This window comes from Companilactobacillus nodensis DSM 19682 = JCM 14932 = NBRC 107160 (assembly GCF_000615905.1).
Classification (GTDB): domain Bacteria; phylum Bacillota; class Bacilli; order Lactobacillales; family Lactobacillaceae; genus Companilactobacillus; species Companilactobacillus nodensis.
Genome location: NZ_BAMN01000026.1, coordinates 1 through 24,818, shown reverse-complemented (window position 1 = coordinate 24,818; position 24,818 = coordinate 1). Strand labels below are relative to the sequence as shown.

Below are 24,818 nucleotides of genomic sequence, written 5' to 3'. Positions count from 1 at the left end.
ATAAAATATAGTATATTCACATTTCCAACCCCGTTAATTGATGGCTATCAATCTATTGTAGATTTGGGGTTGCGAGTGCAAGAACGTCAGATTGTAGTAGTTGATTTAAGTATTATAAATTTGGATAAAATTAAAATTCACTTTGTTTGAATTCTGAAGGAGATATCTTATGAAAGATAAAGAAAAATTAATTAAACTTGCTGAAGAAGCTGGGATTGACCTTCAGCCAGCTGTTTATGATGAAAATGGTCGACATGTAACGGCAATATTGTCAGATGGATCATACAGTTACGTTGATCCAACCTTTGAATTGCCTAATTTATCTGATGAAAAAGGAATTTCTAGAAAAGATGCCTAGCCAAATAACCACCAAGATCAATCTCTTGGTGGTTTTTGATTGCACCAAAAAAGGCGACTCAACATGAAAGAGTCACCTTACTATATCAGGGAGAAAGCCTTGACGCGTAATATTAGTAGTTTGTTTATACGTATAGTATATATCATGTGTGTGAAGAAACTGTGAATTATCAAAAATAAATTATTTTGTGAGACCGAAGTCATTATCTGTTTCTACGGTAACATCTCTCAAATTGAAGTTCAAAGTAGAATGTGAGCCGTCTAACCATTCGTGGCCACCAACTTTGAAGAATAATTCATTGTTAGAATTCTTAACTATTCTGAAGATTTTCCAACTAGTCCCGGCAGGAACTAGGGAGGTTTCGTAACCATCAGTAGAGTCGTTATAGAAGTATGTTCCACCGTTGATTACCGTCGCAACTTCGTTCGTAACTGTTGTTGTATTAGTAGAATTATTAGTTGCACTTAATGTGAATTCTGGCTCGTAGTCAGCATTTTTGTAGATAGAATCGTCTTGAATGTTGGCGTACTTGCTGGAGATCCATGCGTTAGGACTGATTTGGAAGAAGTAATCCTTATTCTTATTGAAGATTACACTCAGAATATTATAAGTTGTTCCAGCAGGGTGAGTGTCAGTGGTGAATGAATTAGTCGATGTGTCATAAATTTGGGCATTAGCTAATGTCTTCAAAACATGTTTGACCGTTAATGATGGTGTATTGTCGACCGTTTTAATAGTGACTGTGTCGGATTTGATCCATTCGTTATTCGCAACTTTATAATACAAGATGCCATTTACGGTTTTGGAATCATTGATGATCCATTCAGTATCTTTTGGTAAGACATATTGGGTTGAAACACCTTGATCGTTAAAAATCTCAGCGTAGTTAATTACTTTACAGACTTTGTTATTTGAAAAGTTATTCGAATTAGTAACTTGAGTTCCGTTAGCATCAAAAATATTGATTGAACTGGCAAGCAACCATTCATGAGTGGCGATGCGATAGTATTGGGTTCCACTAATTGTTTTGGTTCCAGTCAGTTGCCACCTAGAGGATGGATCGTAGAACTTGCCGGTGGGATTACCGTTGTCATCATATGAGCTAGTACCTGAACCGTTGCTGAGGACTTCACCGATATAACCAGGTGTCTTGGTAATACCACTGGATGGATTGGCGTTAGGGTCAACACTAGGATCAGTCGTGTCAGTGATGTTGATGACTTTGCCAGTACTATCGTTAACGGTCATTGAACTGGCGTCGATCCATTGGTTAGTGGCAACACGATAATAAGTCAAACCGTTAACGACCTTCATAGCATCCAACTTCCAAGAAGTGTAGTTGCCGAAGGCACTGTTAGTCAGATTACCATTGTCATCGTACGATAACGTACCACCTTTATTGATAGTCCCCACATAGCCGGGAGTTTTAGTAATAGTAGTTGAATTGATCGACTCATTGACCAAGACACCACCAGCATCACGAACGGTCATCGCACTGGCACTGATCCACTGATTAGTTGCTACCTTATAATAGGTAGAACCATTGATAGTTTTTTTAGCACTCAACTTCCAAGCAGTATAGTTGGTGAAGGCCTGACCAGTAGACTTGCCATTATCATCAACTGAAACAGTACCACCCTTGAGAATACGACCAACGTAACCTGGAGTTTTAGTGGAAGATGTCGAAGTGCTGGTACTGCTGCCAGTTGCACCTTGGATCTCAAGCGAGTCAGCACGCAACCATTGATTAGTTGCTACCTTATAATAAGTAACTCCGTTGACAGTGTTAGACTTACCGAGCTGCCAAGAACTGAAATTATCGAGAGTTTTGCCAATGGCGTGACCATTAGCATCATAGAGAGTACCGCCGCCACGTCTGACGATACCGATCAAACTGGATGCCGCATCGACATTTTGCGCCGATACATTGTTTAATATTCCCGGTGCCAGCAAGACCGCCATTGCCGTACCAAGAAGTAGCGAGTTCTTCTTCATGATAAATTATCCCTCCTAAAAGCATGTTTGCTTCTAGCTTATTCTCATGCGAAATCATTAACAATTAATTCAGAATTTCTTATATGATTCTTTAAGGTTGTGAGGGTTATCTTTAGAAAATGTTTATTAGATATATTACATTGGTTCTAGAAAAGAATAGGGGCTTGCAAAATGGATGTAGATGATTATATGAAACTTGAATATCCAGTAGTAACCAGAGAATTGTAGAAGATAATGAAAAATATATCGAAGCAAGTATTCCAGAATTACCAGGTTTAAAAGTATATGTGGATGATTATTCTGAAATAGTAAGTGAAATAAAAAAAGCTAAACTAGAATGGTTTGCTGCAAATATAGAATTAGGTAGAGATATACCATTACCATTTAATTAAACACAAAAAAGGAGCAAGCCAACCGGCTTGCTCCTTAACTTTTATAATGTAACTATTTAACTTGTGCGTCTGAAGGTTTGATCGTTGAACGACCATCAGCGGCAGCGTTCTTAATAGCACGAACGATATCATTGTCACTCCATGCGGCAACATTCTTAACACCTTGGTCAGTTAGATCTTGTCTAGCCTTAGCAATGTCAGAATCGGTAATTGTCTTACCATTAAGTTCCTTAGATTCAATATCGAAGTCACCCTTGGCAGCAGGATTATTGCTGTCATCTGATGAACCATTGGAATTAGAATCGTTTGAAGCATCTGCTGAATCATTCGAACTGTTGTTATCAGTAGTATTATTCTCAGCTGTAACAGAACTTGCTGGAAGAGTATCTAATAACTTCTTAGCCTTCTTATAGATATCTGAGTAATACTTACCCTTGATACCATCAGCCTTAGTTACTTGTTCAAGCAATGTACGAGCTTGGTCATTGTTATTTGACTTGATCAATTCCTTAGCAGTCTTGATATTAGTATTGTAATCACTGCGTCTTCTGATAATAGTCTTAACTTGTGATAGTAACTTCTTAGCGTGACTAGTCATCTTATCATTACCATCAGTTTGGTTCTTAGCTGTAGTCAAAGCCTTCTTGGCGTCAGAAAATTCACGGTCATTCATATCCTCGATAGCGTCAGATAACTTGTCAGCTTGAATCTCAGATGCCTTAGATTTCTTAGTATTCTTAGCTTCATTAGCGGATTCGAAGTGGTCGGCAGCCGTTTCATAATCTTTTTTATTAACGGCCTTGTTACCTTTAGACATCTCAGTTTTGTAATCATTATTATTGTTAGAGCTTGATGAGGATGCAGACGATGAACCGTTGCTGCAACCAACAAGCAAGATACCAACAAAGGTTGTTGCGAGTAATGCTAGTGCTTTTTTCATATAATTCCTCCTAAAGATGCTGACTGAATTATACCATGTTAGCAAATTTTTCAAAAACATGGTGCGGATTCTATGAATATAAAATTTGGAATGGTATTTAAATAATTGTATGTTTGCCTATGCCTTTCTATCAATACCAAGTTCCTACATAATAGGAGTACAGCTTGTCGAAGTGGTGGCTACTTTCAAGTAAAGTGAGGTATATGCTATGGAAATCATAGTTTAAACTCTAATGAAAGGAGTAGCAGTTGTATTATTTGCTAGCGTTGGGTGTCCTACTTGGTGTACTAAGGGTGATCGTTACACAATCCGATGGATTGATGGTCGCGTTCATACACCTTGTGGAGACGTATAATAAACTCAAAAAGACGTTAAAAAAATAGACCACTAAGACTGTCAGAGGCCGTGGTCTGTCTTTTTAGATGATTACCTTTGCCACCACTTTGTGGGGCTCAGGCGGTATAGCACATTGTAGGTGCTTGCCGTCTTTTTTATTACAGTCATATTTTAACAGCAACCACCTCAAATCACAATTAATTGAAAAAAATCAAAAAAGTATTTCCGCTTTTGCCACCCTCACTCGTTATTATCTATGTAAGCAACTTAAACGGCCGATAAGTTTCCTTACCAAACTAAAAAACGAGGTAATTCAAATGAGCTGGAAAAGAACTTCTATTAATGTAACAATGGCGAACGACAAATATGTAGGTGGCAAGAAAACAAAGCCATTCGGTAACGTGATTCAAGAACCATCAAAGGATCAAATCAATCTATTCTCCGAAGCACTAACAATGCTATCTGATGGCGACTCATTCATCAAAGCAGAAGTAGTAAAGCACACCGACGTTGTATCAGACTAATTCAAAATAAGAAAAGAGGACTTAATATATGAAGAAACTACAACTAACATTCAAAACAGCCAAGGGACAAAAACGAAATCTAGTATTGAATTATGTGAGTGCTGAACTCGATACACCCACAGTCAGAAAGGCCATGGACAAGATCGTGGCTAGTCAATTATTTGAAAAAGACACTGTTCAGTTATATACAAAAGTGGTTGGTGCCAAGTATGTGGAGCGCACTGAAACAAGCTTGTTTCAAGAAGATATGGCTGTTTAAGAAGTAGAGAGTGGAGAAAGCCGGGAGATTCTGAGCACTGCCTAAGATAGTGAAGGTGCCAACGAAGTTGGTGCATTTGCTATCTGTAGCAGGCGCAGGAATCTGGCTTTCGCAACTCGTTTCGGAAAACCAAATCACCAGAAAACCAAAAGAACCAAATCAAAATAGCATTACCCCTGCCCGCAACCCACCAGTTGCGGGCTTTTTCTCGTTTACTATACAAATTACCCCACAAGTAATATAGAATTAAAACATCAAACACATGCAGGGGATAAATCTTGAAAAAACCAACAAGCGGCCAAAGAAACACCATCCTAATCGGTCTTCTTTACGTCGCACTAACAATATTCATGTTCTTAACCATCAGAAGGAACTTCATCTGGAACGGGGATGACATCTACTATCAATTCCAGCGAATGCAGAACATCATCTATTCGATCAGGGATGCTCACACGATACCGACCATCTCTATTAACAACTTCGGGTTGATAGGATACGGAATCAATATCTTCTATCCGTGGATAACGCTGATAACATTCGCCTTAATATCATTCTTCATCACCAATCCAATCACGATATATTATATCGGTATCGCAGCGTTCTTCTTCGCGTCATTCTGTATCAGTCACTACGCAATGAAGTCATTCTCAGGTTCAACCAAACAAGCGGTTATCTTCGCAATAGTCTATAACTTCAGTACCTATCGGCTGGTCGAACTAATCGCCAGGTCGTCAATTGCTGAATACCTTGCGACCATCTTCCTACCACTATGCCTGTTAGGATTCTATGAAGTGGTCTTCCGTGACTCAAGCAAGTGGAAGACACTAGCGGTGGGAATATCATTCGTTATCTTCTCACACGTCTTGACTACTTTCATGTTGATAGTGCTATTCGTATTATTGATCATCTGCAACTTCAAACGCATCGATAAGATACGCCAGAGAGCGATAGATCTAACCAAATCAGTCGTTACGACTATCTTCGCAACTAGTATCTTCACAGTTCCGTTTATTATAGAAGAAACATTTCAGAAGTTTGATGTTCCATCACCAGTTATCCTTAAGGGGACAAGCTTAATAGGCCTAATTACAGATAGCTTCAAGAATACAAGTAATCGTGCCATCGAAGGCAATATCTATAACATCGGAACTATCTTATTAATTACCTTAGTGATCGGGATATTATTCTATAAGCAATTCGATAAGAAGTACCGCATCATCTACTGGATATCAATTGTCAGCTTCTTTGTAACATCAAGTATCTTCCCATGGAGCTGGTTACAACATACACCGATCCACGTTATCCAGTTCCCATTCCGCATTCTGATGTTCACGACGCTGTTCACAAGTATGATTGCGGCAAAAGTTATTGAGCTACTCGGTCAGAATTACAATAAGAGAATCTGGTATACAGTTGCAGGGATGTTCATCGTAATCAATTGTAGTCTGTGGTCGATTTCATTCCACAAGTCGATCGATCAGACATTGTTATCTAGAAATGACTTGATCATTACCAATAAGATGATCGACAGTGGGACAGTACCTGATTCATATCTTGAACAATATATTCCTAAGAGCGCCCAAGCGTCATTCGGTGAGATAGTTCAGCATTCATTAATGATTAACAATAAGAAGTTATACGTTCAACCACAAATCACGCCACAAGGTAATGGTTATCAGCTAACTAGTATCAAACGTGGAACGGTCGTTGACTTACCAGTCACATATTACAGTGGTACTTCCGCCAGGATAGATGGCAAGAAGATTGCTACTAGTCGAAGTAAGCGGGGAAGTTTGAAGTGGAAAGCTGATCATAACTATAAGAATGTGACAGTAATAACTAACTATGAGAACAAACCACTGTATCTGAGCATCACTATAATCACGATATTGGCCTGGATATTCTTGCTGGGACCGAGTTATAAAGATATATTAAGAAAAAAATAAAATAATTCATGGATATTCCTTGAGGGATTGACCTGAATCGACTATTATAAGAGTAGGCTCATTTGAGGAAACAATTATTAAAAAAGGTAAGGTTAGTAACCATCCTGTGATTTTGGTATTTCTCAATACAGAAATATTACAAAACTGTTAGTTATAATACAGGAATGTTACAAAAACCCACCTTTTTCAATTAAAGGTTGATTCAAACGCCGGAGTTTCATATAATGATTGTCAGTGGGATAGCCCACTGAACAAATTAAAAAATAAATTCTTGTAGTCCAGGGGAGGATTAACATTGAAAAAATCTATTAAATACGCAGGAATCGCTGCTGCAACACTTCTAACTGTTGCACCTATCGCTGCTCCTGTTTTAACAAACGCAACAACAGTTCAAGCCGTAACAGGTGATGGAAGTTCAGATGATGAAGTAGTAAAGCCAGATACACCAGAAAGCATTTATACTACTGCTAAGAACAAATTTACTAAACAATTTAGCGATATGGACGCTGTTAAAACAGCAGGTACATATACTAAATTAACTCTTGGTGAAAAGAACGCCGAAGCAACAACAGCATTCAATGCAGATAACAAAGCTGTTATCAACAGTCCATTGAATGACGATGATGTTACTACATACTTGACAGATGTTTTGGATAAGAAAAACGTTAAGGCATATCTTGTAGCCGAAGCTGGTGGAAAGACATATAACGGTGATCCAAACCGTGATGCTGCTGCATTGGATGCTGCTATTGCAACTAATGACGATTCACAATTCCCAGTTAAGTTCACATTGTATATGAAGGATACTGACATTAATGGTGTTGGTAATAGCTATAAAGCAGTAGCTAACTTCAATTTGAACAAGTCTGATGAAGGAACTGAATTGAAATCAATCAATGCTAAGTTCACAACACCACTTAACGTTGCTAAGAAGTCAAAGACTTCTCTTACACAATTATCTTCAGGTACTAATGTTTCACTAGCTGACCAAAACGGTGATGCAGTTTCAACAACTGGTACTTCTGTAGGTAAAGGTTTCTTCCGTACATATGCAACAGCTATTGATGCTGCTAAAGCTGGTACTGTAGATGCACCAGTTACATTAGGAGACGATATTAAAGACGGTGAGTTCAAGACAGCTGGAACATACTATCAAGTACTTACATACAAAGCTGGTACTGATACAGATTTAGCTAACTTTATCAATAACTATAATGATGATCCTTCATCATACACAGTTTACGTAAATGGAAAAGCTGCAGCCGCTGGTTATGACTTTGCAACAAGCACAGATGCTACTACAATCTCATTTGTACGTGCAATCAACGTTTCTGACTCAGAAGCTACATGGACAACAGAAAATGTTGATGGACAAGTTACAACAAAGAATGATGCTTCATATTACACATTGAAGAACAACGACAACAACACAATCACAAACCGTGCCCTACAAGCTAATACTGCTTGGAAGACTGACAAGGTTCGTACAGACCAAGACGGTAACAAACAATACCGTGTTGCTACTGGTGAATGGGTAAATGCTAACGATGTTACATTTACTAAAGCTGGTGAAACACCTGCTGGTGATGGCTTAACAGACATCCAAAAAGTTACAGGTCAAGTTTCACTTGATGGTGGTAACTACGTATACTTCCTATATGGTAAAGATGGCAAGCTTCTTACACAACGTTCATTAATGCCAGGTACTGACTGGAAAGTTATCAACACTGCTAAAGATGCAGAAGGTAACACATACTACCGTGTAGCTACAAACGAATGGTTACAACAAGGTACAGGTGTTCACTTTAACTAATTCTTATTAGTTTGGTGTTAAATTAGAAGCTCACATTGTGAGCTTCTTTTTTTTGCCTTTTTTGAATCAACCTAATAAAGATTTTTATAAGTTGCACCTATGCCACATTTTATCCAATAAAACTCCTGTATAATTAAGTCACAATATATATAGGGGATTTAAATAGTATGAAGCGTAATAGGGTTATTTATATAGATGTGATCAGGGTCACTGCTATGTTGGCGGTGGTCTTGGTTCACACGTTAACTAATATGATAGTTTCAGGAATGGGGTCTAGGTTATGGATTCCTGCTAATATCATGGAGACGATTTCTCAAATAGCGGTGCCATTGTTCTATATGATCAGTGGGGTAACTATTCTCAATAGTTCTAAGACTAGAGATTTGAAGTACTTGTTCAAGCATCGACTAGTTAGGATCATGGTGCCATTTCTGATTTGGGCGGTTATTTCAGCATTCTTCTTCCAGATCGTTGGTGATGGTTTCAAGTTGGATGTCATTATCAAAAAGATTGCGATGATGTACAATCAACCAGTTATCACGGCCTTTTGGTTCTTGTATCCGTTGATTGGATTCTACTTATTGTCACCAGCTATCAAGTTCTTCGTTGATGCTGCCAACAAGACGGTTATCAACTACATCTTGATTCTGTGGTATATCACGAATATTTTCTTACCTGGTTTTGTCACGTCATTGCCACCAGAAGCTGGTACGTTCTTCGTTGCCTATGGTAATGGCTTGATGTTCTTATCTAATATGGGTGGTTACTTCTTATTAGGTTACAAGTTATCCAACATCAAGAAGGAGAATATCAACGTGAAGTTGCATCTAAGTATCTTCAGTATTGGTATGTTGGTATCGATCATCGACTTGTATATTGTTCATAGATACGCACTACAACAGAAGCCTCTTGCAAGTTTCCCGGCTTCGGTCTTGATTCCAATCTTGGCAGGTTCATTGTTCCTCATCTGTAAGAAGTATGAGGGCAGGTATCCTGAGAAGCTCCAAGCTGTTATCGAGTTCATTGCGCCACTAACATATGGGATTTATCTGGTGCATGGTATCGTGGTTGCTCTGGTTCAGAGTGTTATCAATCCAATGAATTATGTGGCTGTATTCCCAGTTGCGATAGTTATTTGTATTGTTGGAGTCTGGGTTATGAGTAAGATTCCATTGGTTAATAAGTATATGATGTAAAAATAAAGGATTTCTCTATTAATTTCGAGAAATCCTTTTTACTTTACAAATCTAATAATTGTTTCTTCTTCGCATCGAATTCTTCTTGTGTAAGCACGCCTTGATCGAGTAGTTCTTTGAGTTTAGCTAATTGATCAAGATTATTGTTTTGGGTATTAGTAGCTGCGGCCGCTTCTTGTTGTGAAGTGGTGACACGTTGTGGTCTGTATGAATTGAACATGTTCTTGCCGTGAGTTTCACAGTAAGCTTTCCAATCGATTTTTCTAACCCAGAACTTAACACTGCGATTGTCGATGTCTGACACATAGATCTTGGATTCACTCATACGATAGATAACGAATAGTAATACGGACACGGGAATACCGAAGACTGAGACGAACCCGACCGCGGCGAGTCCGATAATAACGTAGTCGGCAGTCGACCAACGTCTGTAATATGATTTGGCTGGATCTAATTGTTGAAATTCCATGATGATGCTTCCCCTCTGGTTGTTGTTATTCTTCATAATTATATTACTAATTCTCGTAACTAGTTATTACTGTTGGATTAAATGTTGAATTATATTTGAATGAGTAATTAATTAATGAAAACCTTTATTAAGAAAAATTGATATAAAATCCGTATTGTAAGTTATCTAAGTCCCATCTTAATATATTGACACGTAATCATCTTGGTATGTTACTATATATTAAGCATAAGTGATACAAAATGTATGATTTTGGAGGATAATGATGTTTACTGAAATCGAACTTAAGAATTATATGTCTTTGAAGAACATAAAGTTGGACATGAAACAAAAGAATGATGCAAAGAGTATAGTCGCAATTTATGGTGAGAATGGCTCCGGTAAATCGAATGTGGTTTCAGCATTTATGAATTTGAGCCTTTCAATCAATACTTTGAAATCTCAAAAAATATTCAATAAGATGGAATCCAACATATTATCTGATGATGAGAATGATAATAACATGAGTGATGATGCAAAAAAAATGAAACTAGATGCTATTAGAAGTATTCAAAATAGTCAATATACTAGCTTGTTACGCATTTTTCAGAATACATATTTGTTCGGTGAACATGGTCCAACAGAATTGAAATTTAATTTTAAAATAGATGGTCATGCAGGGTATTACAAGTTAGTTTTTGAAAAGTCTAATGGGAAAGCCTATCTGGCAACTGAAGAATTGAATTATGTTATTAAAAAGTCTAGTGGAATGATTTATATAATAACCGGTGACAAGGATGGGAACATTTCGTATAAACTAAGTCCACAATTGCTAAAAAACAAAGAATTATTCGCGTCTATTGATGATTCAATTTATAGATTATGGGGGAAACATAGTTTCTTATCTATTTTCAATGAATTTCAAAATGAAAATAATAATAAATATATCGAAGACAATGTTTTAGCTAGTTTTTTGACTGTGATCAGTGATTTCCGACAAATATCATTTAAAACTGATGGTGCAAGTGGTATGAGCCAGTTTCCAAAGCTACTTCCCGATTTGTATCGTGAACTATCGATTATGATGGATCAGAAGAACGTATTATTAGAACAATAGCAGCTTTGGACAAGTATTTTGTTCCGTTATACAGCGATATTGTAGAATTGTCTTATAAGTCTATTCGTGTTGACGATAATATGATTAGATATGAATTATATGAGAAAAAAAGAATTAGCAACAAAATTGTTGAGATACCATTTGCGTTAGAGTCAAATGGTACTAAACGATTGTTAGACTTATTTCCACTATTTTTAAATGCGGTTAATGGCAATACAGTTATTATTGATGAAATTGATCAAGGAATTCATGACTTACTGATTGATAGAATAATTGATAACATAAAAGAAGATATAACTGGTCAATTAATATTTACAACTCACGATACACAGGTGATGAAGCAATTAGATGTGTCATCTTTGTATGTAATTCAAGTGGATTCAGAGGGAAACAAGCGTATTGTTAATATATCTAAAGCCTCTAAAGGGAAAATTGCAGCCAACAATAATATTCAAAAATTATATCTCGATGGTTACTTTGCAGGTATTCCTTATTCAGATGATGTTGATTTTTATGACATTCTTGAAGGTATTGGGGTGAACAATGATAAATAATGGAACTTGTGCCGTTGTGATTGTTCATGGTCAATCTGAATATGCGATGATTAATTCAATCAAATCTAAGTTAAGACTAAACATTCAAATTTTTGCAAGAAATAAGGGTAAATCTAGCATTCAAATTGATGGGTTACCGGCAATATTTGATAATAGTATTTTTAGAAGCCGTAAAGCATTGTTGAAAGAATACGCAACTATTGAATGTAATAAAAAGAAATTGATTGATTTTAAAATTTTTACAGTTATGGATGTAGATGATTGCAAGGACGGTTCTGTTAGGAACAATTATATTAATGGTAATATTAGTGGTTTAGGAGATAGTGATCTGAAAGAATACGTTCAACCCATATATTGCTTAGAAAACTTGTAGGATGTGTTAAGGGATATAGATTTTTCTTTTGTTGCTAAAACTAATAGGGAGAAAACCAGGTATATTAAGGTCTTTGGGGATATGAATGTTGATGTTGATACTTTGGAAGATTTGATAGCCAAATTAAGGAAATCTGATAAGACCAATTTGGATGTATTATTCCAATACCTATTAGATCATCGTGTTTTATTCTAGATTTGCGATTATTTTTGTTCAACAACAGTGTCAACATTCCCGCAAACTGGTATCATAAATACTAGTGAGTACGAGAGGAGAATAATCTGTATGTCACGTATTATGAAGAAAATTGGATTGATTTTGGCAACATTAGTTTTGGTCCTAAGTTCATTATCATTGATGAATGTTAAGACTGCCCAAGCCGCTGAAGCTGCTGGTGAAACTAAGATCGTTATCGGAACGACTAAGGATGTCTCAGCATTGCCATTGACAATTGCTAAGCAAGCCAATTTGTTCCAAACTAACAACATTAACGTTGAATTGAAGTCATATGATTCAACTGAGGAATTGAACAATGCTATTACTTCTGGTGAAGTTAACGTTGCGGTAACTGACTTGGTCAATTACGCATCTATCGCCAAAAAGGCTAACTGGAAGATTGGTAGCACAATGCCTGGTTACTATGGCCTAGCTGCTAACAAGAAGTACAAGAGTGTGAAGAAGCTTAAGGGTAAGACGATTGCTGTTAACAAGAATGACAGCAGCAAGTATTACTTGAAGCAACTCCTTAAGAAGAACAAGATGAAGCTTAAGGATGTTAAGGTAAAGAACGTTGACCCTGAAGCTACTCGTGTTAGTGATCTCAAAGATGGTTCAGTTGACGCAATCGTCGCCGCTGATCCATGGATCAGTAATGCTAAGGCTAATGGTGCTAAGATTCTTAACAAGCAAAACTTGAAGAAGGATAACGGCAACGTTTTGATCTTCTCGAAGGATTACTTATCTAAGAATGCTAGTTCAACATTGATCTTGATCGACACAGTTAACCAAGGTATCAAGACATTTAATAAGAACGGCTTCATGTGGACTTACAACACATTGGCTGACTTCGGTGCATCTGACAAGGCTCGTGGATACATGGGTAAGGAAGATGTATCTATGAAGAAGGTTCACAGAGTTAAGAAGTCTGACTTCAACAAGGCATTTAAGTATGCTAAGAGTCAGAAGTTGTACAAGGGTAAGGTTAGTGTTAAGAAGTATCAAGTTAAACTTAAAGGTGTTAAATAATTAGGGAGCATTCAAGTCGGTTGGCTTGGATGCTTTTTTTAATTGTTTGATAAGAATAAGGTCCGAATAATGAATGATTCCTTTTATAAGGATATTTTTTATAGAGCAATAATAGAAATATCCACTTTGAGTTTTGATGTCGATGAACAGTTGTTGGAATTGAAACAAAAGGATAGTGTTACTGTTTATGTAAAAGATCGACTGGGACAGACTCATTCATTTAAAATAATCAAGAAACTTAGAAACTTTAGATTTCAATATGAGATTAGAATTTATGATGAGCATCATCATATTAGAGTTACTTTTTTTACGTTACCTCGTAGATGTTTTAAAGATTATTCGGAATCGATATCCTTGGGTGTGTTTTTGAATAAGTCAGAAGTTATGAGTAATGCAGAATCTGTTATAGTTAGAAAGAAATTAAATAAAGAGAATATTTTTGATTGGTTAAAAAGGAGTTGATCAAATTGAATTTGAAAAAGTTTTTGGACGAAAACATTGTTGGAAATGACAAATATTTACATAATAAAATAAATTCAGATCAGTTTGATTTGTCTGTTCAAATAATCAAACTAGAGAAAATATTAAAATTGAATCAGAGAGAATCAGCAAAAATCTTGAATATTTCGTTTGATAGACTTTTGGAATTAGAGTCTGGGGATGCTAAAATACAAACCAAGTATTATGTTGAAGCTATAGATAGACTAGAAGATATTGCTCAGCAAAATTTTGAATTGTCTAATTAACAACTTAAGACTTACATAAGCCAGTCTATTTTTTAGCTCAAGTAGGGTATAATTAGACTAGAATATCTAAAAGGTGGTATTTTCAATGCTTGAAAATGTGAATGGTATTGTAAAAGTAAATCAAAATAGTCGTTATGTTGTTTTCTTATTCGATTCATATGAAATGGATCGCAAGATGCTTCAAGATAAGTTCGTTAAGGGTGAATCTACTTGGTACACAGATGCCAAGGGTACTGGTGATGACGGTAAGTCATTCTATCGTATCGCTCAAGACGGCGAATGGATTGAAGCTGAATACGTTGACTTCATTCAAATGGACAATTAATTAAGCGGACTCTTCGGAGTCTGCTTTTTTTGTAATTAAATGTTTAAAAAACGTTAGATTTCTTAAGATTTAATTGAAGAGAATGACAATACATAGTACTCTTGGTGGTAGACGTAGAACCAAGGGGGAGTAAGATTATGAATAAAAAGTGGGTCGCTTCTACTGCATTGGCTAGTGTTCTAGCTGCGGTAGGAATTTCTTCTAATTCGGCACATGTTCGTGCTGCTGTAACTAGTAACGACGACAATAACGATAATCAAGATCAAACTGACCAAGCATCCACTGGTAAAGATTCAACCGTTGCCAGCGTGATGGATAATGCTGGTGCACCAATTGATGAATCAACGGCTGATGCCATCGATTCTTCTAAGTCATCCAGCGTCATGTCTCGAAGTGCTGCCACCGCTTTGACTCAATCTACAAGTGTTGTTAGTTCCACGACTCAACAGACTTTTTTGAATGAAGCTGTGCCAATGGCACAAAAAGCTGCTTCGAAGTATCACTTGTTTACTTCGGTTATGTTAGCTCAATCTATCCTTGAGAGTGGCTGGGGTCAATCTGACTTAGCGACTCAAGCTCACAATTTGTTTGGGATGAAAGGTGACTACAATGGTGCCTATATCAATTATCCAACCAGAGAATGGAGTCAGGAACAAGGTTACTATGTGATCTATGCTAACTTCCGCCAATATCCAAGTTACTATGAATCATTCGCAGATAATGGAGATAAACTCCGTAATGGTGTATCATGGAATACCAGCTACTACAGTGGAGCATGGACAGAGAATGCCTCATCATATCGTGAGGCAACAGCTGCTCTGCAAGGTAAATACGCCACGAGTCCGATCTATGCCCAAACTTTGAATGGCATTATCGAACAATATAATTTGACTCAATATGATGGCAATGCCTCTACTGATAGCGGATCAAATAATAATTCAGGTGATAATACGAGCCAACAAGTCAAAGGTACTGTAACCAAGATCAATGATGTTGCTACAGTAACTAATCAAAAGAGTGCAATGCTCTACTTAAATGCTGACCCAGACAAATCTGCTAACCGTGCCCTTGGATATCAAACACCATGGGTAGTTACAGCCAAAGTCGTCACTGATGATGGTCAGACATATTATAAGGTTTCTTCAACGGAGTACGTTAAGGCCGAAGATGTGCAACTTAAGTCACAAGAAACCACTCCAACACAGCCGCCTGTGTCTATTTCTGATACAGCGATAGTTGTTAAGGGTACCGGTGCCAAGGTCTATAGTGCGGCCGATACTAGTTCTGTAACTAATCGAGTATTACCATATCAATCTTCATGGATCACAACTAAGTATGTTTTGGATAAGAACGGTAAGAAATTCTACTTCGTAGGAACTAATTCTTACTTATCTGAAGATGATGTAGATTTGAAGTCGCAACAGGGCGATGAAGAATACAAGCAGGACCAAATCGTTTCGTATCCAGATATTATTCACGTTACGGCCACTCCAAGTGCCAAGGTCTACAATGACAAGCACACGGCACTAGCTGTCAGCTTGCTCAATAATACCGATTGGAAGATCGATAAAAGATCGACTCATGCGGATGGTTCTGTCTGGTATCGTGTCGCATCCGGCCAATGGGTCAACGCTAACGATGTTCAGGTCAAAGGATCTAACTACATTAAGACCGTCGAAGGTTCAGTTAAGATCAACTATATTCCGGGTTACGGTGTCAATGTGTACAACAGTCCGGCTTCAAACAATCGCTTCACAGGAACGCGTTTGGCTGACGGTACAACATGGCAAGTTACTTCACAACAAATAGTTGACGGACAGACATGGTATAGAGTATCGTCTGGTTGGGTGAACGGCAAGTATTGCATTTTTACAGCAAATTAAGGGACGCGCAGGCGTCTTTTTTTATACCGTGAATTACTATACTAAATGACCGTTCACCCCAAAGGAGTAACCATTTGGCTGTAATTAAGATTATATTCAACGCTGATTATTTATTGAATAAAGTAATAAACCTTCTATCCAGTAAAGAAGATTTTACAGTCGACAATGACATTATTGCTTTGTTAGATGTCAGTAAGATTCCTAGGATGATCGACGGTAATACCATCGTGATTCACAACAAACTAGGCATCTTTTTTGTGAAGCGGACGACAAAACAATTAATGAATGAATTCCACAAGTTCAATCGATTCGGATTTTCTCTGTCAAAGGCGTTAACCAAGTATTTCAATTGGAAACAGAATATTCCAATGGTATTCGGCTACAGTTGTTACATGCCAATGACTGGAGGCAGTCGTAATTGTACGGATTGGATAGCACTACATTGGATTGATAGTGTGGATCAGTATACTAATATTGCTGAATTTGTTACCGATAAGGGTCTTGTGATTCAAATGAGATTTCCTCGTGGTAATTTGCGTCAGAGGGTTCATGATGTCTGCTATATGAGTAGTCATCAAGTGTCCGTTATAGACATGGTTGTCTCCAGAGCAAATATGAAAATGATACCGCCCAAATACATTGGAATGTTAGGACAGTATCAAATTTGCAATTGCTTGTTTCATGATGATATTCCACTCAGCTGGGATGTTACGAGTGATAGGTTGGAAGGATTAAGGAAGTATATACTGAACGAGTTAACCAGAGGAGAGATTGAACCAGATGCATTGACAGAAATGTATGAGCAAAAAATCTATCGTCTAAAGAAACTTTACTAGGTATAATTGCGGCTTGCCGATGGCAAGCCGTTTTTGTTTTGCACTCAAAACCAAAAGCCTAATATACCAGTACCTCTACACTTCAATCAGCAACTAACCAAAAATATTCAATTAGGTTATCTTAGTAATTGCCATAAGCGCTTATGAGTATTAGGAAATACAGGTTCGTTTTTTTGAATTTAGTAGAAGAGGGTTTCGCACATGCAGTCGATAATCAGCGTCTGATCCATGGAGTTTTGAAGCAAGTTCACGTCTATCCAACACGATTTGACTATGAAGATTATTTTCAGGAAGCAATCATCATCTATGCGCTGACGTATGAACAATATATGAATGAGCATAACGATGCAAGCAAGTTTAAGGCCTATATTTTTCAAAAATTACGTTGGAGAATAACAGATTTATTGCGACAGGAAATGAGATATTCAGAAGTTCACTCTTTAGATGAATTTGATTTCTCGACAATTAGTCAGAAAACTAACAAATTGCTAGAAAACCTGAATTTGGGGACTTTGACGGCAATTGAAAACCAAATATTTCAGGAACATTTCATTCACAATGAGAGCTTAGTAATATTAGCACGGCGTTATGGATGCAGTACACGTAACCTCAGGTACCATCGGAATAGGCTTTTGGTCAAATTACGTGCGAGTGTAACGCTGTGAAGGTTACTATCTGATTACAGATGTGTTACTTTCAATTAATTAATGAAAAAACTTGTTATAATTTAAGGGTTAAGAAAATTAACGGTGGGAAGGAATTATCTATTATGGTATCAAATAAAAAATTCATGATCAGTCTAGCCACTGCTGCTACGTTGGCTGGTGCTGGATATGTAACTGCACAAAACGTTGTTCCTAATGTGGGAATTCAAACAGTGCAAGCTTCAGCAATCAATGATTATATTGCAAATAATAATATTCAACCAGTTTCAATCCAATATGAACAAGGTACTTTTAACAATTGGTTCGGTTACGAAAATGGGGTCGGTAAGCCTGAAGGTGTTGTTGTTCACGAAACAGCTACTCCTGGTGCTACCGCTAGAAACGAAGTTACATACTTCAACCGTGAATGGTCGAATATGTACTCATACGTTCATGCCTTTGTTGATAACAACGAGATCATCAATATTCACAGTACTGATTATGGTGTCTGGGGTGCTGGTCCAACAGCTAATGCCAAGTATGTTCAAGTTGAGTTGTGTGAAGTAAGCTCAACTGATCAATTTGCTCGTTCGATCTCTAACGATGCTTACTACATTGCTAAGAAGTTGATTCAATACAACTTGCCATTTACACCTGGTACAACAGTGCTATCACATAATGATGTTTCACAACGTTATGGTGATACTAACCATACTGATCCAGTTGGTTACTTCGCAAGCTGGGGTTACAGCATGGACCAATTCTATGAATTGATCGGCAATTACTATAACAACTTGAAGGCTAACGGTTCTGTAACCAATGGTGGTGGTAATTCAACATCCCCTGACAACGGAAACGGTACAAATACCGAGAACACTATCAATGTTAACAATCCAAACGGTAGCTATGTTCCAATCGTTGCCTTCCAAGATGATGGTTCAGTTAAGACAGTCACAAATCGTGCCTTGATGAATAACACTCCTTGGTACACAGATAAGACTAGAGAATCAGATGGCGTTACATACCGTCGTGTTGCTACAAACGAATGGGTATCAACAGCTACGTTAAATAAGTTCAATAAATCTAGGACTCGCAGACTGCGGGTCCTTTTTTTAGTACTTTAATTCCTAATTAATAACTGCACGTTGTATAATTGTACTTAAATAGGAGACTGAATCAGTAGGAGAATGCGTCGATGAGAAAAAGACTTTTTGCAATATTGGGGATATTGTTTTTATTTATCGTACTATCAGGGTGTGGTAAGAAGGACAATGCTCAGGTCGTAGATACTACTAAGACTTGGTACATGTTCCAAGATCAGGGAGAGTCGGATGTTATTTCGATTAGGTTCCTGAAGAATAGTAAGGCTGAAGTTAAGGATATTATGTCGCTAGGGGATAGTGTCGGCATTAATCGGATGAACAATAACAATGCCAATCCATCTTATGAGCTGGATCGTAACGGTAAGACGATCGTTATTAATGCGAGCAATAAAGTTGTCTTCAAGCTGCTCAAGCCGTACAAGGAGAATGTCTATGGCCGGCATATGAAGGGTTACTATGTCCAATATCAAGGTCAGACTTACAAGTTCGGTTACATTACTAAGACTGACAAGAAGTCTAACGTTACTACTGATAATAAGTCCAAGTCGCAGTCGATCGCCTATAAGTCGATGCCAGATCATATTATTAATGTGAATGCTGGATCAACGCCGTTGAAGAATACAAATATGGCGGGTAATTTTAATTTTTCTACTATTATAGATTATCGTCGGACTGACGGTAATTTAACAGTCGATAATAATGGTACTTATCAGATGACCCTGACTGAACATGCGGCACAACCAGATACTGAGACAACTGATAGTAAGGTCGTTATGGCGACGACGATTGAATCTGGGCAAGTTCAGAGTATGTATGGCAAAGTTTATTTGGTGCCGAAGAATTTTTTGACTATCGAATATTACTTCCATGGCCAGAATCAAAATAACTTATTACCGAAGAGTGTCAATTTGAAAGTCAGTTCTAAGGCAACTGGCAATCAGATTGATCGGGCACGGACGAGAATTGAGATCAGTGATGGACAAATGTACTTGTTCTCATCTGACTTCACCGTTCGTAAACAAACCGCTCAAAAGGTCGCTAACGGTAATTACCTGACTAAGTCGGACAAGTCACAAGTTAGCCTGCGTGATGCAATTACTCAGACTTATCAAGTCTACAAGGATAACAAGACTAATCCGGTGAAGTCTAACGCTGATTTCATGCAATTAGCCGCAGCTATTTCGGATAATCATGACAAGAAGTTAGGTAATATAGCCGTCGACTTCGGCGGTAAATATGGTATTGATCAAGTCCCAACTGACTATCAAGGTGTTGATATTGATGGCAATAAGCAGCCATTGATGCAGTATTTGTTCCTTGTTACACCGGCAACCTATAAGGAGAATGGTCCGACGATCACTACTAATCAAGGCAAGTTCTTGATCTATGGAATGCTCAATAATCGATTATTCTTGCTTAAGCAACCGGATAAGGATTCTACTACTGTCACTTGGACTTTGGTCAACGGTGTTTCACTAAAGGTTCCAAAATTGAAATTTACATTAGATTGATTCTCTTAATTAATCGGGGGGATTCATTATGGAATATGTTCTATTGGCAATACTTGCCGGAGTAATCGAACTATTCTTGATTTTTCGTACACGTTATATGTTCAGTCGCCATCCAGTTCTAACGACGAGTGCCTTGTCGATGTTTTTGATATTGTTGCTAGCTCACATTCTTAGATGCAAGGGACCAACGATCATCAGATATTACGTCATTGTACTGTTTTCAGTTGATCTGGTGTTAATGATGATCCTCTTGGGATATATTTTTTATGTTTATTATTTCCTCAAAAAAGCCAAGTTTGAAGATGCTGACTATTTGTTGGTCTTAGGAACTAGTTTCATTACCAAGCGAGTACCGCCCGTGATGCAAGATCGGTTAGATACAACGATCTCTGTCTTTCATCGACTACACGATCGGCCAACGATCATTGTTAGTGGTGGGCACAGCTCACAATTACCGATAACAGAAGCTAGTCTGATGCGAGATTATTTGGTTGAACATGGTATTCCTGAAGAAAAGATAATTTTGGAGAACAAGTCGCTGAATACGATTCAGAATTTGGAATATTCTTCTATTCTGTTGAATAAGAATTGGCGAGCCAAGACCGTTCCCAGAGTTACGATCATAACGAGTGAATTTCATATTCCTAGAACATTACAGTATTTGAAAAATCTTGGAATATCAGTCAGTTACTTGCCTGCAAAAACAATGCCAATCTTTCGCTGGCCGGCGATGTTTCGTGAGTTTACAGCGATTGTTTGGTATTATAGATACACCGTTACATCGGTGATATTTATAATCGTAGTTTTGTTATTAAGTGCTATACAGTGAGGAGTGTCGCGTTATTTCATATGATAGTTTTGTAGCCAATAAACGGCTACGAAGATTCGTCCTGTTGATGGCAGTGATGGGACTGTTTTATTTGTTCCGCAGCATGATGAGTCTGTTTTTGCTGACATTTACATTTACATTTTTGTCAGTTCAACTTGTCCGTGCAGTTCAGAAGAAGTTTCCACGGGTTAAGCCAGTTTGGGTAATCGTGCCAGTTTATTTGTTAATAATTACTGGAATAGTTTTTGCAGTCGCTAACTATGTACCGCAGATCATTAGCCAGACGGCTAAGATGTTCACCTCATTGCAGAAGTTCTACCAGAGTGATGAGATGAAGTCGAATGTCTATTTGAGTGTTGTCTACGATTACTTACAACAGATAAATCTAGATGCGCAGATCAAGACGGCCATTACACAAGCAGTTAATTATCTGTCTAGTATTGGGGCGATGGGATTGAATATTTTCCTATCCTTCTTGTTGAGTTTTTTCTATACGACTCAAGTAGAGCAGATGAATGGCTTCGGTCGTCAATTTTTGACAAGTAAGTACGGATGGTTGTTCGATGACCTTCGTTATTATGGTCAGAAGTTCGTTAATACTTTTGGGGTTGTCATTGAAGCACAATTGATGATAGCCGTTGTTAATACATCTTTGACGACGATTACCTTGTTAGTAATGGGGATGCCAAGTGTTATCGCGTTAGCAGTGATGGTCTTCATTCTGTCGCTGATCCCCGTGGCTGGTGTTATAATTTCATTAATACCGCTGAGCTTTATTGCTTACTCAGTTGGTGGAATTAGATATGTAATTTATATTATAATTATGATAGTTGTTATTCATATGATTGAAACGTATTTCCTTAATCCACAATTTATGTCGAGCATGACACACTTACCGATCTTCTTCACGTTTGTTATTTTGATCGTATCAGAAGAACTCATCGGTACTTGGGGATTAATTATCGGTATTCCGATCTTTGTTTTCTTCCTAGATATTCTGGGGGTTCATTCGATTCGAAAAAATACTCCAAAAAAGAAAATAAAATTAAGAAAATTACGATAAAAAAGTATTGCAGTCATATATAATAGGGATAACTGAGTAGATGGGAGAATAGGTGTATGTCATTTTTTGATAGAAAAAAGAAGGACAATGATAATGATTACGCAGACAATTATCAAGACGAGTCTTTCAATCAACCACAAACGAATTTTGATTTAAACCAGAACCAAAATCAAAATCCTAATCAACAACCTCAACCAGATCAACAACCTCAACCAGATCAACAACAAGATCCATTTAACAATCAACAAAACTTCCAACAAATGATGGACCAACAATATCAGGATTACGGGACTGATCCCGCACAGCAACAACCACAACCTCAAGGTAATAATCCTGAGGTCAATGGTAATTACTACGAGGAGCAACCGGTTCCTGAAGCAAATGATGCTCAAGACTGGAAGTATACCGAGGATAATTTACAAGACACTTTGGCTCAAAGTGAGAACTTGAAGAGTCAACTACGTCATGAATTATTAGCTGATCGTGGTTACTGTAACCACGTATTGCGCAGTGTCGGCAGTGATCAGACTGAAGTCCGCGATAATGCTGCAGAACGTATTACTAAAATCAATACTTTGTTGAGAAAATGGTTCGATACTGATGAGATGGCTAACGAAATCTATCTCGATCCAAACCGCAACTACTTCATTTTTACTGATCAATTGGATGCTAATCCTGAAACTAGTGTAAGTAAGATGTGGCAACAGGTCACCGCAACTTTGGCTGATCACAACTTGATGGCCAATGCTATTTCCGTTGCTTATGATGATCAAGTTAATGAGACTTGGATGAACTATCAAAATGCCGGTTGGGTCGACCCTAATTCATACCTATTAAGTATGTACAATGACTTGCAAGGCCGCTCAATGAATATGGCAGCTACACCTGCTGAAATCCCATTTGAAGAATCATACCGAATCCAACATATCAGTGATAGAACTGATAAAATTTTGGATGCTAACGATAATTTGGTTATGGAAGTATCACGTACTTCTAATCAACAATTACAAGTTATCCGTCATTATAGTAATTCCAAGTTATTGAGTCGTGATATTTTTGATGTCAATGGAGTTATCTCCGCAACTCAATTCTACGATCACCATGATCCTAATAAGGTCGTTCGTGAAAACTTCTATCGTCAAGATGGAACCTTGGTCTTGATCAAGAGTTATACTAATGACGATCCATACATTCAATTATTCACACAAGGTAATGTTTTGATCAGTACCTTTGATACTGATGAAGACTTAATTGTTTGGTGGTTGAAGAACCAAGCACTTCGCCAAGTTGAAGCTACGATCTTTGTATCGATCGATTCTGTATATTATAAGAAGCTATTGTCATTGCGTGACAGCGGATTCGAAGTCATTCCTGTTATCATGACGCAAGATCAGAATGCTAAGGTCATTACTGACTTGTTGAGTGGTAAAGATCAAGTTACAGCTGTCTTTGCCGGAAGCGACAAGGTCAATGGATACTTGAACAAGAATTCGAAGATCAAGATGGACATTTCGACTTTAAGTGATGTTGAATCATATCAAGATGCTGCGCCAGTTGGAACTGTTTAAAATATATAATTGAAATAAAGTCAGTTTACATGAAACTGGCTTTTTTTTATTGGTGTTTTCGTGTAAAATGTAATGTTGTATAAGAAATGAAAAGAGGATTTTGAAATGGCAAAATTAGTTTTCATTCGTCACGGACAAAGTCAATGGAACTTATCTAACCAATTTACTGGTTGGGTTGATGTTGACCTTAGTGATGAAGGTGTAAAGCAAGCACAAAACGCTGGTAAGCTTCTTAAAGAAGAAGGCATCCTATTCGATCAAGCATATACTTCAGTATTGACACGTGCTATCAAGACATTGCACTACGCACTTGAAGGCTGTGACCAATTATGGATTCCTGAAACAAAGACATGGAGACTTAACGAACGTCACTATGGCGCACTTCAAGGATTAAACAAAGCTGAAACAGCTGAAAAATATGGTGATGAACAAGTTCATATCTGGAGACGTTCATACGATACATTGCCACCATTATTGAAAGCTACTGACGAAGGTTCAGCTGCTAAAGACCGTCGTTACGCTAACTTGGATCCAAAGATTATTCCTGGTGGTGAAAACCTTAAGGTTACTTTGGAACGTGTAATTCCATTCTGGGAAGATGAAATTGCTCCAAAACTTCTAGATGGCAAGAACGTAATCATCGCTGCACATGGTAACTCACTACGTGCCCTTACAAAATACATTGAAAACATTAGTGATGCTGACATCATGGATGTTGAAATGGCTACTGGTGAACCAGTTGTATATGACTTGGATGACAAGTTACAAGTTGTAAGTAAGAAGAAGCTTAATTAGTAACTCTTAGCGACTGTGTCGC

General features: G+C 37.6%; 24 protein-coding genes and 1 pseudogene. 22 read left to right on the top strand and 3 right to left on the bottom strand.

Annotation, left to right across the window (positions count from 1 at the left end; genetic code table 11):
- The first annotated feature begins 169 nt into the window (after window positions 1-169).
- Window positions 170-358, top strand: a complete 189-nt coding sequence (locus JCM14932_RS12435) for a hypothetical protein (RefSeq protein ID WP_025025144.1) — start codon at window positions 170-172, stop codon at window positions 356-358.
- A 1,263-nt stretch (window positions 359-1,621) separates the two neighbouring features.
- On the opposite strand, the pseudogene JCM14932_RS17295 reads toward JCM14932_RS12435, so the two are convergent.
- Together JCM14932_RS17295 and JCM14932_RS12425 are read right to left on the bottom strand one after the other, a co-directional pair.
- A pseudogene (locus JCM14932_RS17295) lies at window positions 1,622-2,320 on the bottom strand (SLAP domain-containing protein); the annotation flags it as partial.
- A gap of 477 nt (window positions 2,321-2,797) precedes the next feature.
- Window positions 2,798-3,685, bottom strand: a complete 888-nt coding sequence (locus tag JCM14932_RS12425; RefSeq protein WP_025025142.1) for an outer membrane protein assembly factor BamD — start codon at window positions 3,683-3,685, stop codon at window positions 2,798-2,800.
- Window positions 3,686-4,338: 653 nt separating this feature from the next.
- On the opposite strand from JCM14932_RS12425, the gene JCM14932_RS12420 reads away from it, so the two are divergent.
- The 5 genes from JCM14932_RS12420 to JCM14932_RS12400 all read left to right on the top strand — a co-directional run bounded on the left by JCM14932_RS12420 (window position 4,339) and on the right by JCM14932_RS12400 (window position 9,759).
- Entirely contained in the window at window positions 4,339-4,545 is a 207-nt protein-coding gene (locus JCM14932_RS12420; RefSeq protein WP_025025141.1) for a hypothetical protein, read from the top strand.
- Window positions 4,546-4,573: 28 nt separating this feature from the next.
- Window positions 4,574-4,804: a DUF2922 domain-containing protein gene (locus JCM14932_RS12415; RefSeq protein WP_025025140.1), complete on the top strand. Its 231-nt coding sequence runs from the start codon at window positions 4,574-4,576 to the stop codon at window positions 4,802-4,804.
- A 278-nt stretch (window positions 4,805-5,082) separates the two neighbouring features.
- Window positions 5,083-6,750, top strand: coding sequence for a putative glycosyltransferase family protein (locus JCM14932_RS12410; RefSeq protein ID WP_025025139.1), 1,668 nt, complete (start codon window positions 5,083-5,085; stop codon window positions 6,748-6,750).
- A 295-nt stretch (window positions 6,751-7,045) separates the two neighbouring features.
- Window positions 7,046-8,563 carry an SLAP domain-containing protein gene (locus tag JCM14932_RS12405; RefSeq protein WP_025025138.1) on the top strand — a complete coding sequence of 506 codons (1,518 nt, stop codon included), beginning with the start codon at window positions 7,046-7,048 and terminating at the stop codon, window positions 8,561-8,563.
- Between the two features lie 167 nt (window positions 8,564-8,730).
- On the top strand, window positions 8,731-9,759 hold the full coding sequence (locus tag JCM14932_RS12400) for an acyltransferase (protein ID WP_025025137.1): 1,029 nt from the start codon (window positions 8,731-8,733) through the stop codon (window positions 9,757-9,759).
- Between the two features lie 43 nt (window positions 9,760-9,802).
- On the opposite strand, the gene JCM14932_RS12395 is transcribed toward JCM14932_RS12400, so the two are convergent.
- Window positions 9,803-10,228: an SHOCT domain-containing protein gene (locus JCM14932_RS12395; protein ID WP_025025136.1), complete on the bottom strand. Its 426-nt coding sequence runs from the start codon at window positions 10,226-10,228 to the stop codon at window positions 9,803-9,805.
- Between the two features lie 259 nt (window positions 10,229-10,487).
- Here JCM14932_RS12395 and JCM14932_RS12390 point away from each other — a divergent pair, with 259 nt between their 5' ends.
- From JCM14932_RS12390 to JCM14932_RS12310, 16 genes are all read left to right on the top strand, one after another.
- Window positions 10,488-11,321 carry an AAA family ATPase gene (locus JCM14932_RS12390; RefSeq protein ID WP_155832133.1) on the top strand — a complete coding sequence of 278 codons (834 nt, stop codon included), beginning with the start codon at window positions 10,488-10,490 and terminating at the stop codon, window positions 11,319-11,321.
- Between the two features lie 80 nt (window positions 11,322-11,401).
- Window positions 11,402-11,875, top strand: coding sequence for an AAA family ATPase (locus JCM14932_RS12385; protein ID WP_155832132.1), 474 nt, complete (start codon window positions 11,402-11,404; stop codon window positions 11,873-11,875).
- Window positions 11,865-12,248 carry a hypothetical protein gene (locus JCM14932_RS12380; protein ID WP_025025133.1) on the top strand — a complete coding sequence of 128 codons (384 nt, stop codon included), beginning with the start codon at window positions 11,865-11,867 and terminating at the stop codon, window positions 12,246-12,248. The genes JCM14932_RS12385 and JCM14932_RS12380 overlap by 11 nt, the downstream gene beginning before the upstream one ends.
- A 285-nt stretch (window positions 12,249-12,533) precedes the next feature.
- On the top strand, window positions 12,534-13,493 hold the full coding sequence (locus tag JCM14932_RS12370; RefSeq protein ID WP_025025132.1) for an ABC transporter substrate-binding protein: 960 nt from the start codon (window positions 12,534-12,536) through the stop codon (window positions 13,491-13,493).
- A 69-nt stretch (window positions 13,494-13,562) separates the two neighbouring features.
- Window positions 13,563-13,955: a hypothetical protein gene (locus JCM14932_RS12365; RefSeq protein ID WP_025025131.1), complete on the top strand. Its 393-nt coding sequence runs from the start codon at window positions 13,563-13,565 to the stop codon at window positions 13,953-13,955.
- 5 nt (window positions 13,956-13,960) lie between these two features.
- Entirely contained in the window at window positions 13,961-14,239 is a 279-nt protein-coding gene (locus JCM14932_RS12360) for a hypothetical protein (RefSeq protein ID WP_155832131.1), read from the top strand.
- 85 nt (window positions 14,240-14,324) lie between these two features.
- Complete coding sequence (locus JCM14932_RS12355; protein WP_025025129.1) at window positions 14,325-14,564, top strand: hypothetical protein; 240 nt, start codon at window positions 14,325-14,327, stop codon at window positions 14,562-14,564.
- 137 nt (window positions 14,565-14,701) lie between these two features.
- Window positions 14,702-16,447 (top strand): glycoside hydrolase family 73 protein, encoded by a 1,746-nt coding sequence (locus tag JCM14932_RS12350; protein ID WP_025025128.1) that lies wholly within the window; start codon window positions 14,702-14,704, stop codon window positions 16,445-16,447.
- Between the two features lie 74 nt (window positions 16,448-16,521).
- Window positions 16,522-17,283 carry a hypothetical protein gene (locus JCM14932_RS12345; protein WP_025025127.1) on the top strand — a complete coding sequence of 254 codons (762 nt, stop codon included), beginning with the start codon at window positions 16,522-16,524 and terminating at the stop codon, window positions 17,281-17,283.
- A gap of 173 nt (window positions 17,284-17,456) precedes the next feature.
- Window positions 17,457-17,948 (top strand): sigma-70 family RNA polymerase sigma factor, encoded by a 492-nt coding sequence (locus JCM14932_RS12340; protein ID WP_025025126.1) that lies wholly within the window; start codon window positions 17,457-17,459, stop codon window positions 17,946-17,948.
- Between the two features lie 104 nt (window positions 17,949-18,052).
- The gene (locus tag JCM14932_RS16140) at window positions 18,053-19,051 is read left to right on the top strand and encodes a peptidoglycan recognition protein family protein (protein ID WP_025025125.1); all 999 of its coding nucleotides are present in this window, start codon (window positions 18,053-18,055) and stop codon (window positions 19,049-19,051) included.
- Between the two features lie 71 nt (window positions 19,052-19,122).
- Window positions 19,123-20,541 (top strand): hypothetical protein, encoded by a 1,419-nt coding sequence (locus tag JCM14932_RS12330; protein ID WP_025025124.1) that lies wholly within the window; start codon window positions 19,123-19,125, stop codon window positions 20,539-20,541.
- Between the two features lie 28 nt (window positions 20,542-20,569).
- The gene (locus JCM14932_RS12325; RefSeq protein ID WP_025025123.1) at window positions 20,570-21,370 is read left to right on the top strand and encodes a YdcF family protein; all 801 of its coding nucleotides are present in this window, start codon (window positions 20,570-20,572) and stop codon (window positions 21,368-21,370) included.
- Between the two features lie 67 nt (window positions 21,371-21,437).
- Window positions 21,438-22,433: an AI-2E family transporter gene (locus JCM14932_RS12320; RefSeq protein ID WP_051528138.1), complete on the top strand. Its 996-nt coding sequence runs from the start codon at window positions 21,438-21,440 to the stop codon at window positions 22,431-22,433.
- 56 nt (window positions 22,434-22,489) lie between these two features.
- Complete coding sequence (locus tag JCM14932_RS16135; protein WP_025025121.1) at window positions 22,490-24,001, top strand: hypothetical protein; 1,512 nt, start codon at window positions 22,490-22,492, stop codon at window positions 23,999-24,001.
- Between the two features lie 105 nt (window positions 24,002-24,106).
- Window positions 24,107-24,796 (top strand): 2,3-diphosphoglycerate-dependent phosphoglycerate mutase, encoded by a 690-nt coding sequence (locus tag JCM14932_RS12310; RefSeq protein WP_025025120.1) that lies wholly within the window; start codon window positions 24,107-24,109, stop codon window positions 24,794-24,796.
- Window positions 24,797-24,818: the final 22 nt, after the last annotated feature.

Bases quoted from the DNA above. Each gene is read 5' to 3' on its own strand.
- JCM14932_RS12435 (WP_025025144.1), top strand. From the start codon at position 170: ATGAAAGATAAAGAAAAATTAATTAAACTTGCTGAAGAAGCTGGGATT.
- JCM14932_RS12425 (WP_025025142.1), bottom strand. From the start codon at position 3,685: ATGAAAAAAGCACTAGCATTACTCGCAACAACCTTTGTTGGTATCTTG.
- JCM14932_RS12420 (WP_025025141.1), top strand. From the start codon at position 4,339: ATGAGCTGGAAAAGAACTTCTATTAATGTAACAATGGCGAACGACAAA.
- JCM14932_RS12415 (WP_025025140.1), top strand. From the start codon at position 4,574: ATGAAGAAACTACAACTAACATTCAAAACAGCCAAGGGACAAAAACGA.
- JCM14932_RS12400 (WP_025025137.1), top strand. From the start codon at position 8,731: ATGAAGCGTAATAGGGTTATTTATATAGATGTGATCAGGGTCACTGCT.
- JCM14932_RS12395 (WP_025025136.1), bottom strand. From the start codon at position 10,228: ATGGAATTTCAACAATTAGATCCAGCCAAATCATATTACAGACGTTGG.
- JCM14932_RS12390 (WP_155832133.1), top strand. From the start codon at position 10,488: ATGATGTTTACTGAAATCGAACTTAAGAATTATATGTCTTTGAAGAAC.
- JCM14932_RS12385 (WP_155832132.1), top strand. From the start codon at position 11,402: ATGATTAGATATGAATTATATGAGAAAAAAAGAATTAGCAACAAAATT.
- JCM14932_RS12380 (WP_025025133.1), top strand. From the start codon at position 11,865: ATGATAAATAATGGAACTTGTGCCGTTGTGATTGTTCATGGTCAATCT.
- JCM14932_RS12370 (WP_025025132.1), top strand. From the start codon at position 12,534: ATGTCACGTATTATGAAGAAAATTGGATTGATTTTGGCAACATTAGTT.
- JCM14932_RS12365 (WP_025025131.1), top strand. From the start codon at position 13,563: ATGAATGATTCCTTTTATAAGGATATTTTTTATAGAGCAATAATAGAA.
- JCM14932_RS12355 (WP_025025129.1), top strand. From the start codon at position 14,325: ATGCTTGAAAATGTGAATGGTATTGTAAAAGTAAATCAAAATAGTCGT.
- JCM14932_RS12350 (WP_025025128.1), top strand. From the start codon at position 14,702: ATGAATAAAAAGTGGGTCGCTTCTACTGCATTGGCTAGTGTTCTAGCT.
- JCM14932_RS16140 (WP_025025125.1), top strand. From the start codon at position 18,053: ATGGTATCAAATAAAAAATTCATGATCAGTCTAGCCACTGCTGCTACG.
- JCM14932_RS12330 (WP_025025124.1), top strand. From the start codon at position 19,123: ATGAGAAAAAGACTTTTTGCAATATTGGGGATATTGTTTTTATTTATC.
- JCM14932_RS12325 (WP_025025123.1), top strand. From the start codon at position 20,570: ATGGAATATGTTCTATTGGCAATACTTGCCGGAGTAATCGAACTATTC.
- JCM14932_RS12320 (WP_051528138.1), top strand. From the start codon at position 21,438: ATGGCAGTGATGGGACTGTTTTATTTGTTCCGCAGCATGATGAGTCTG.
- JCM14932_RS16135 (WP_025025121.1), top strand. From the start codon at position 22,490: ATGTCATTTTTTGATAGAAAAAAGAAGGACAATGATAATGATTACGCA.
- JCM14932_RS12310 (WP_025025120.1), top strand. From the start codon at position 24,107: ATGGCAAAATTAGTTTTCATTCGTCACGGACAAAGTCAATGGAACTTA.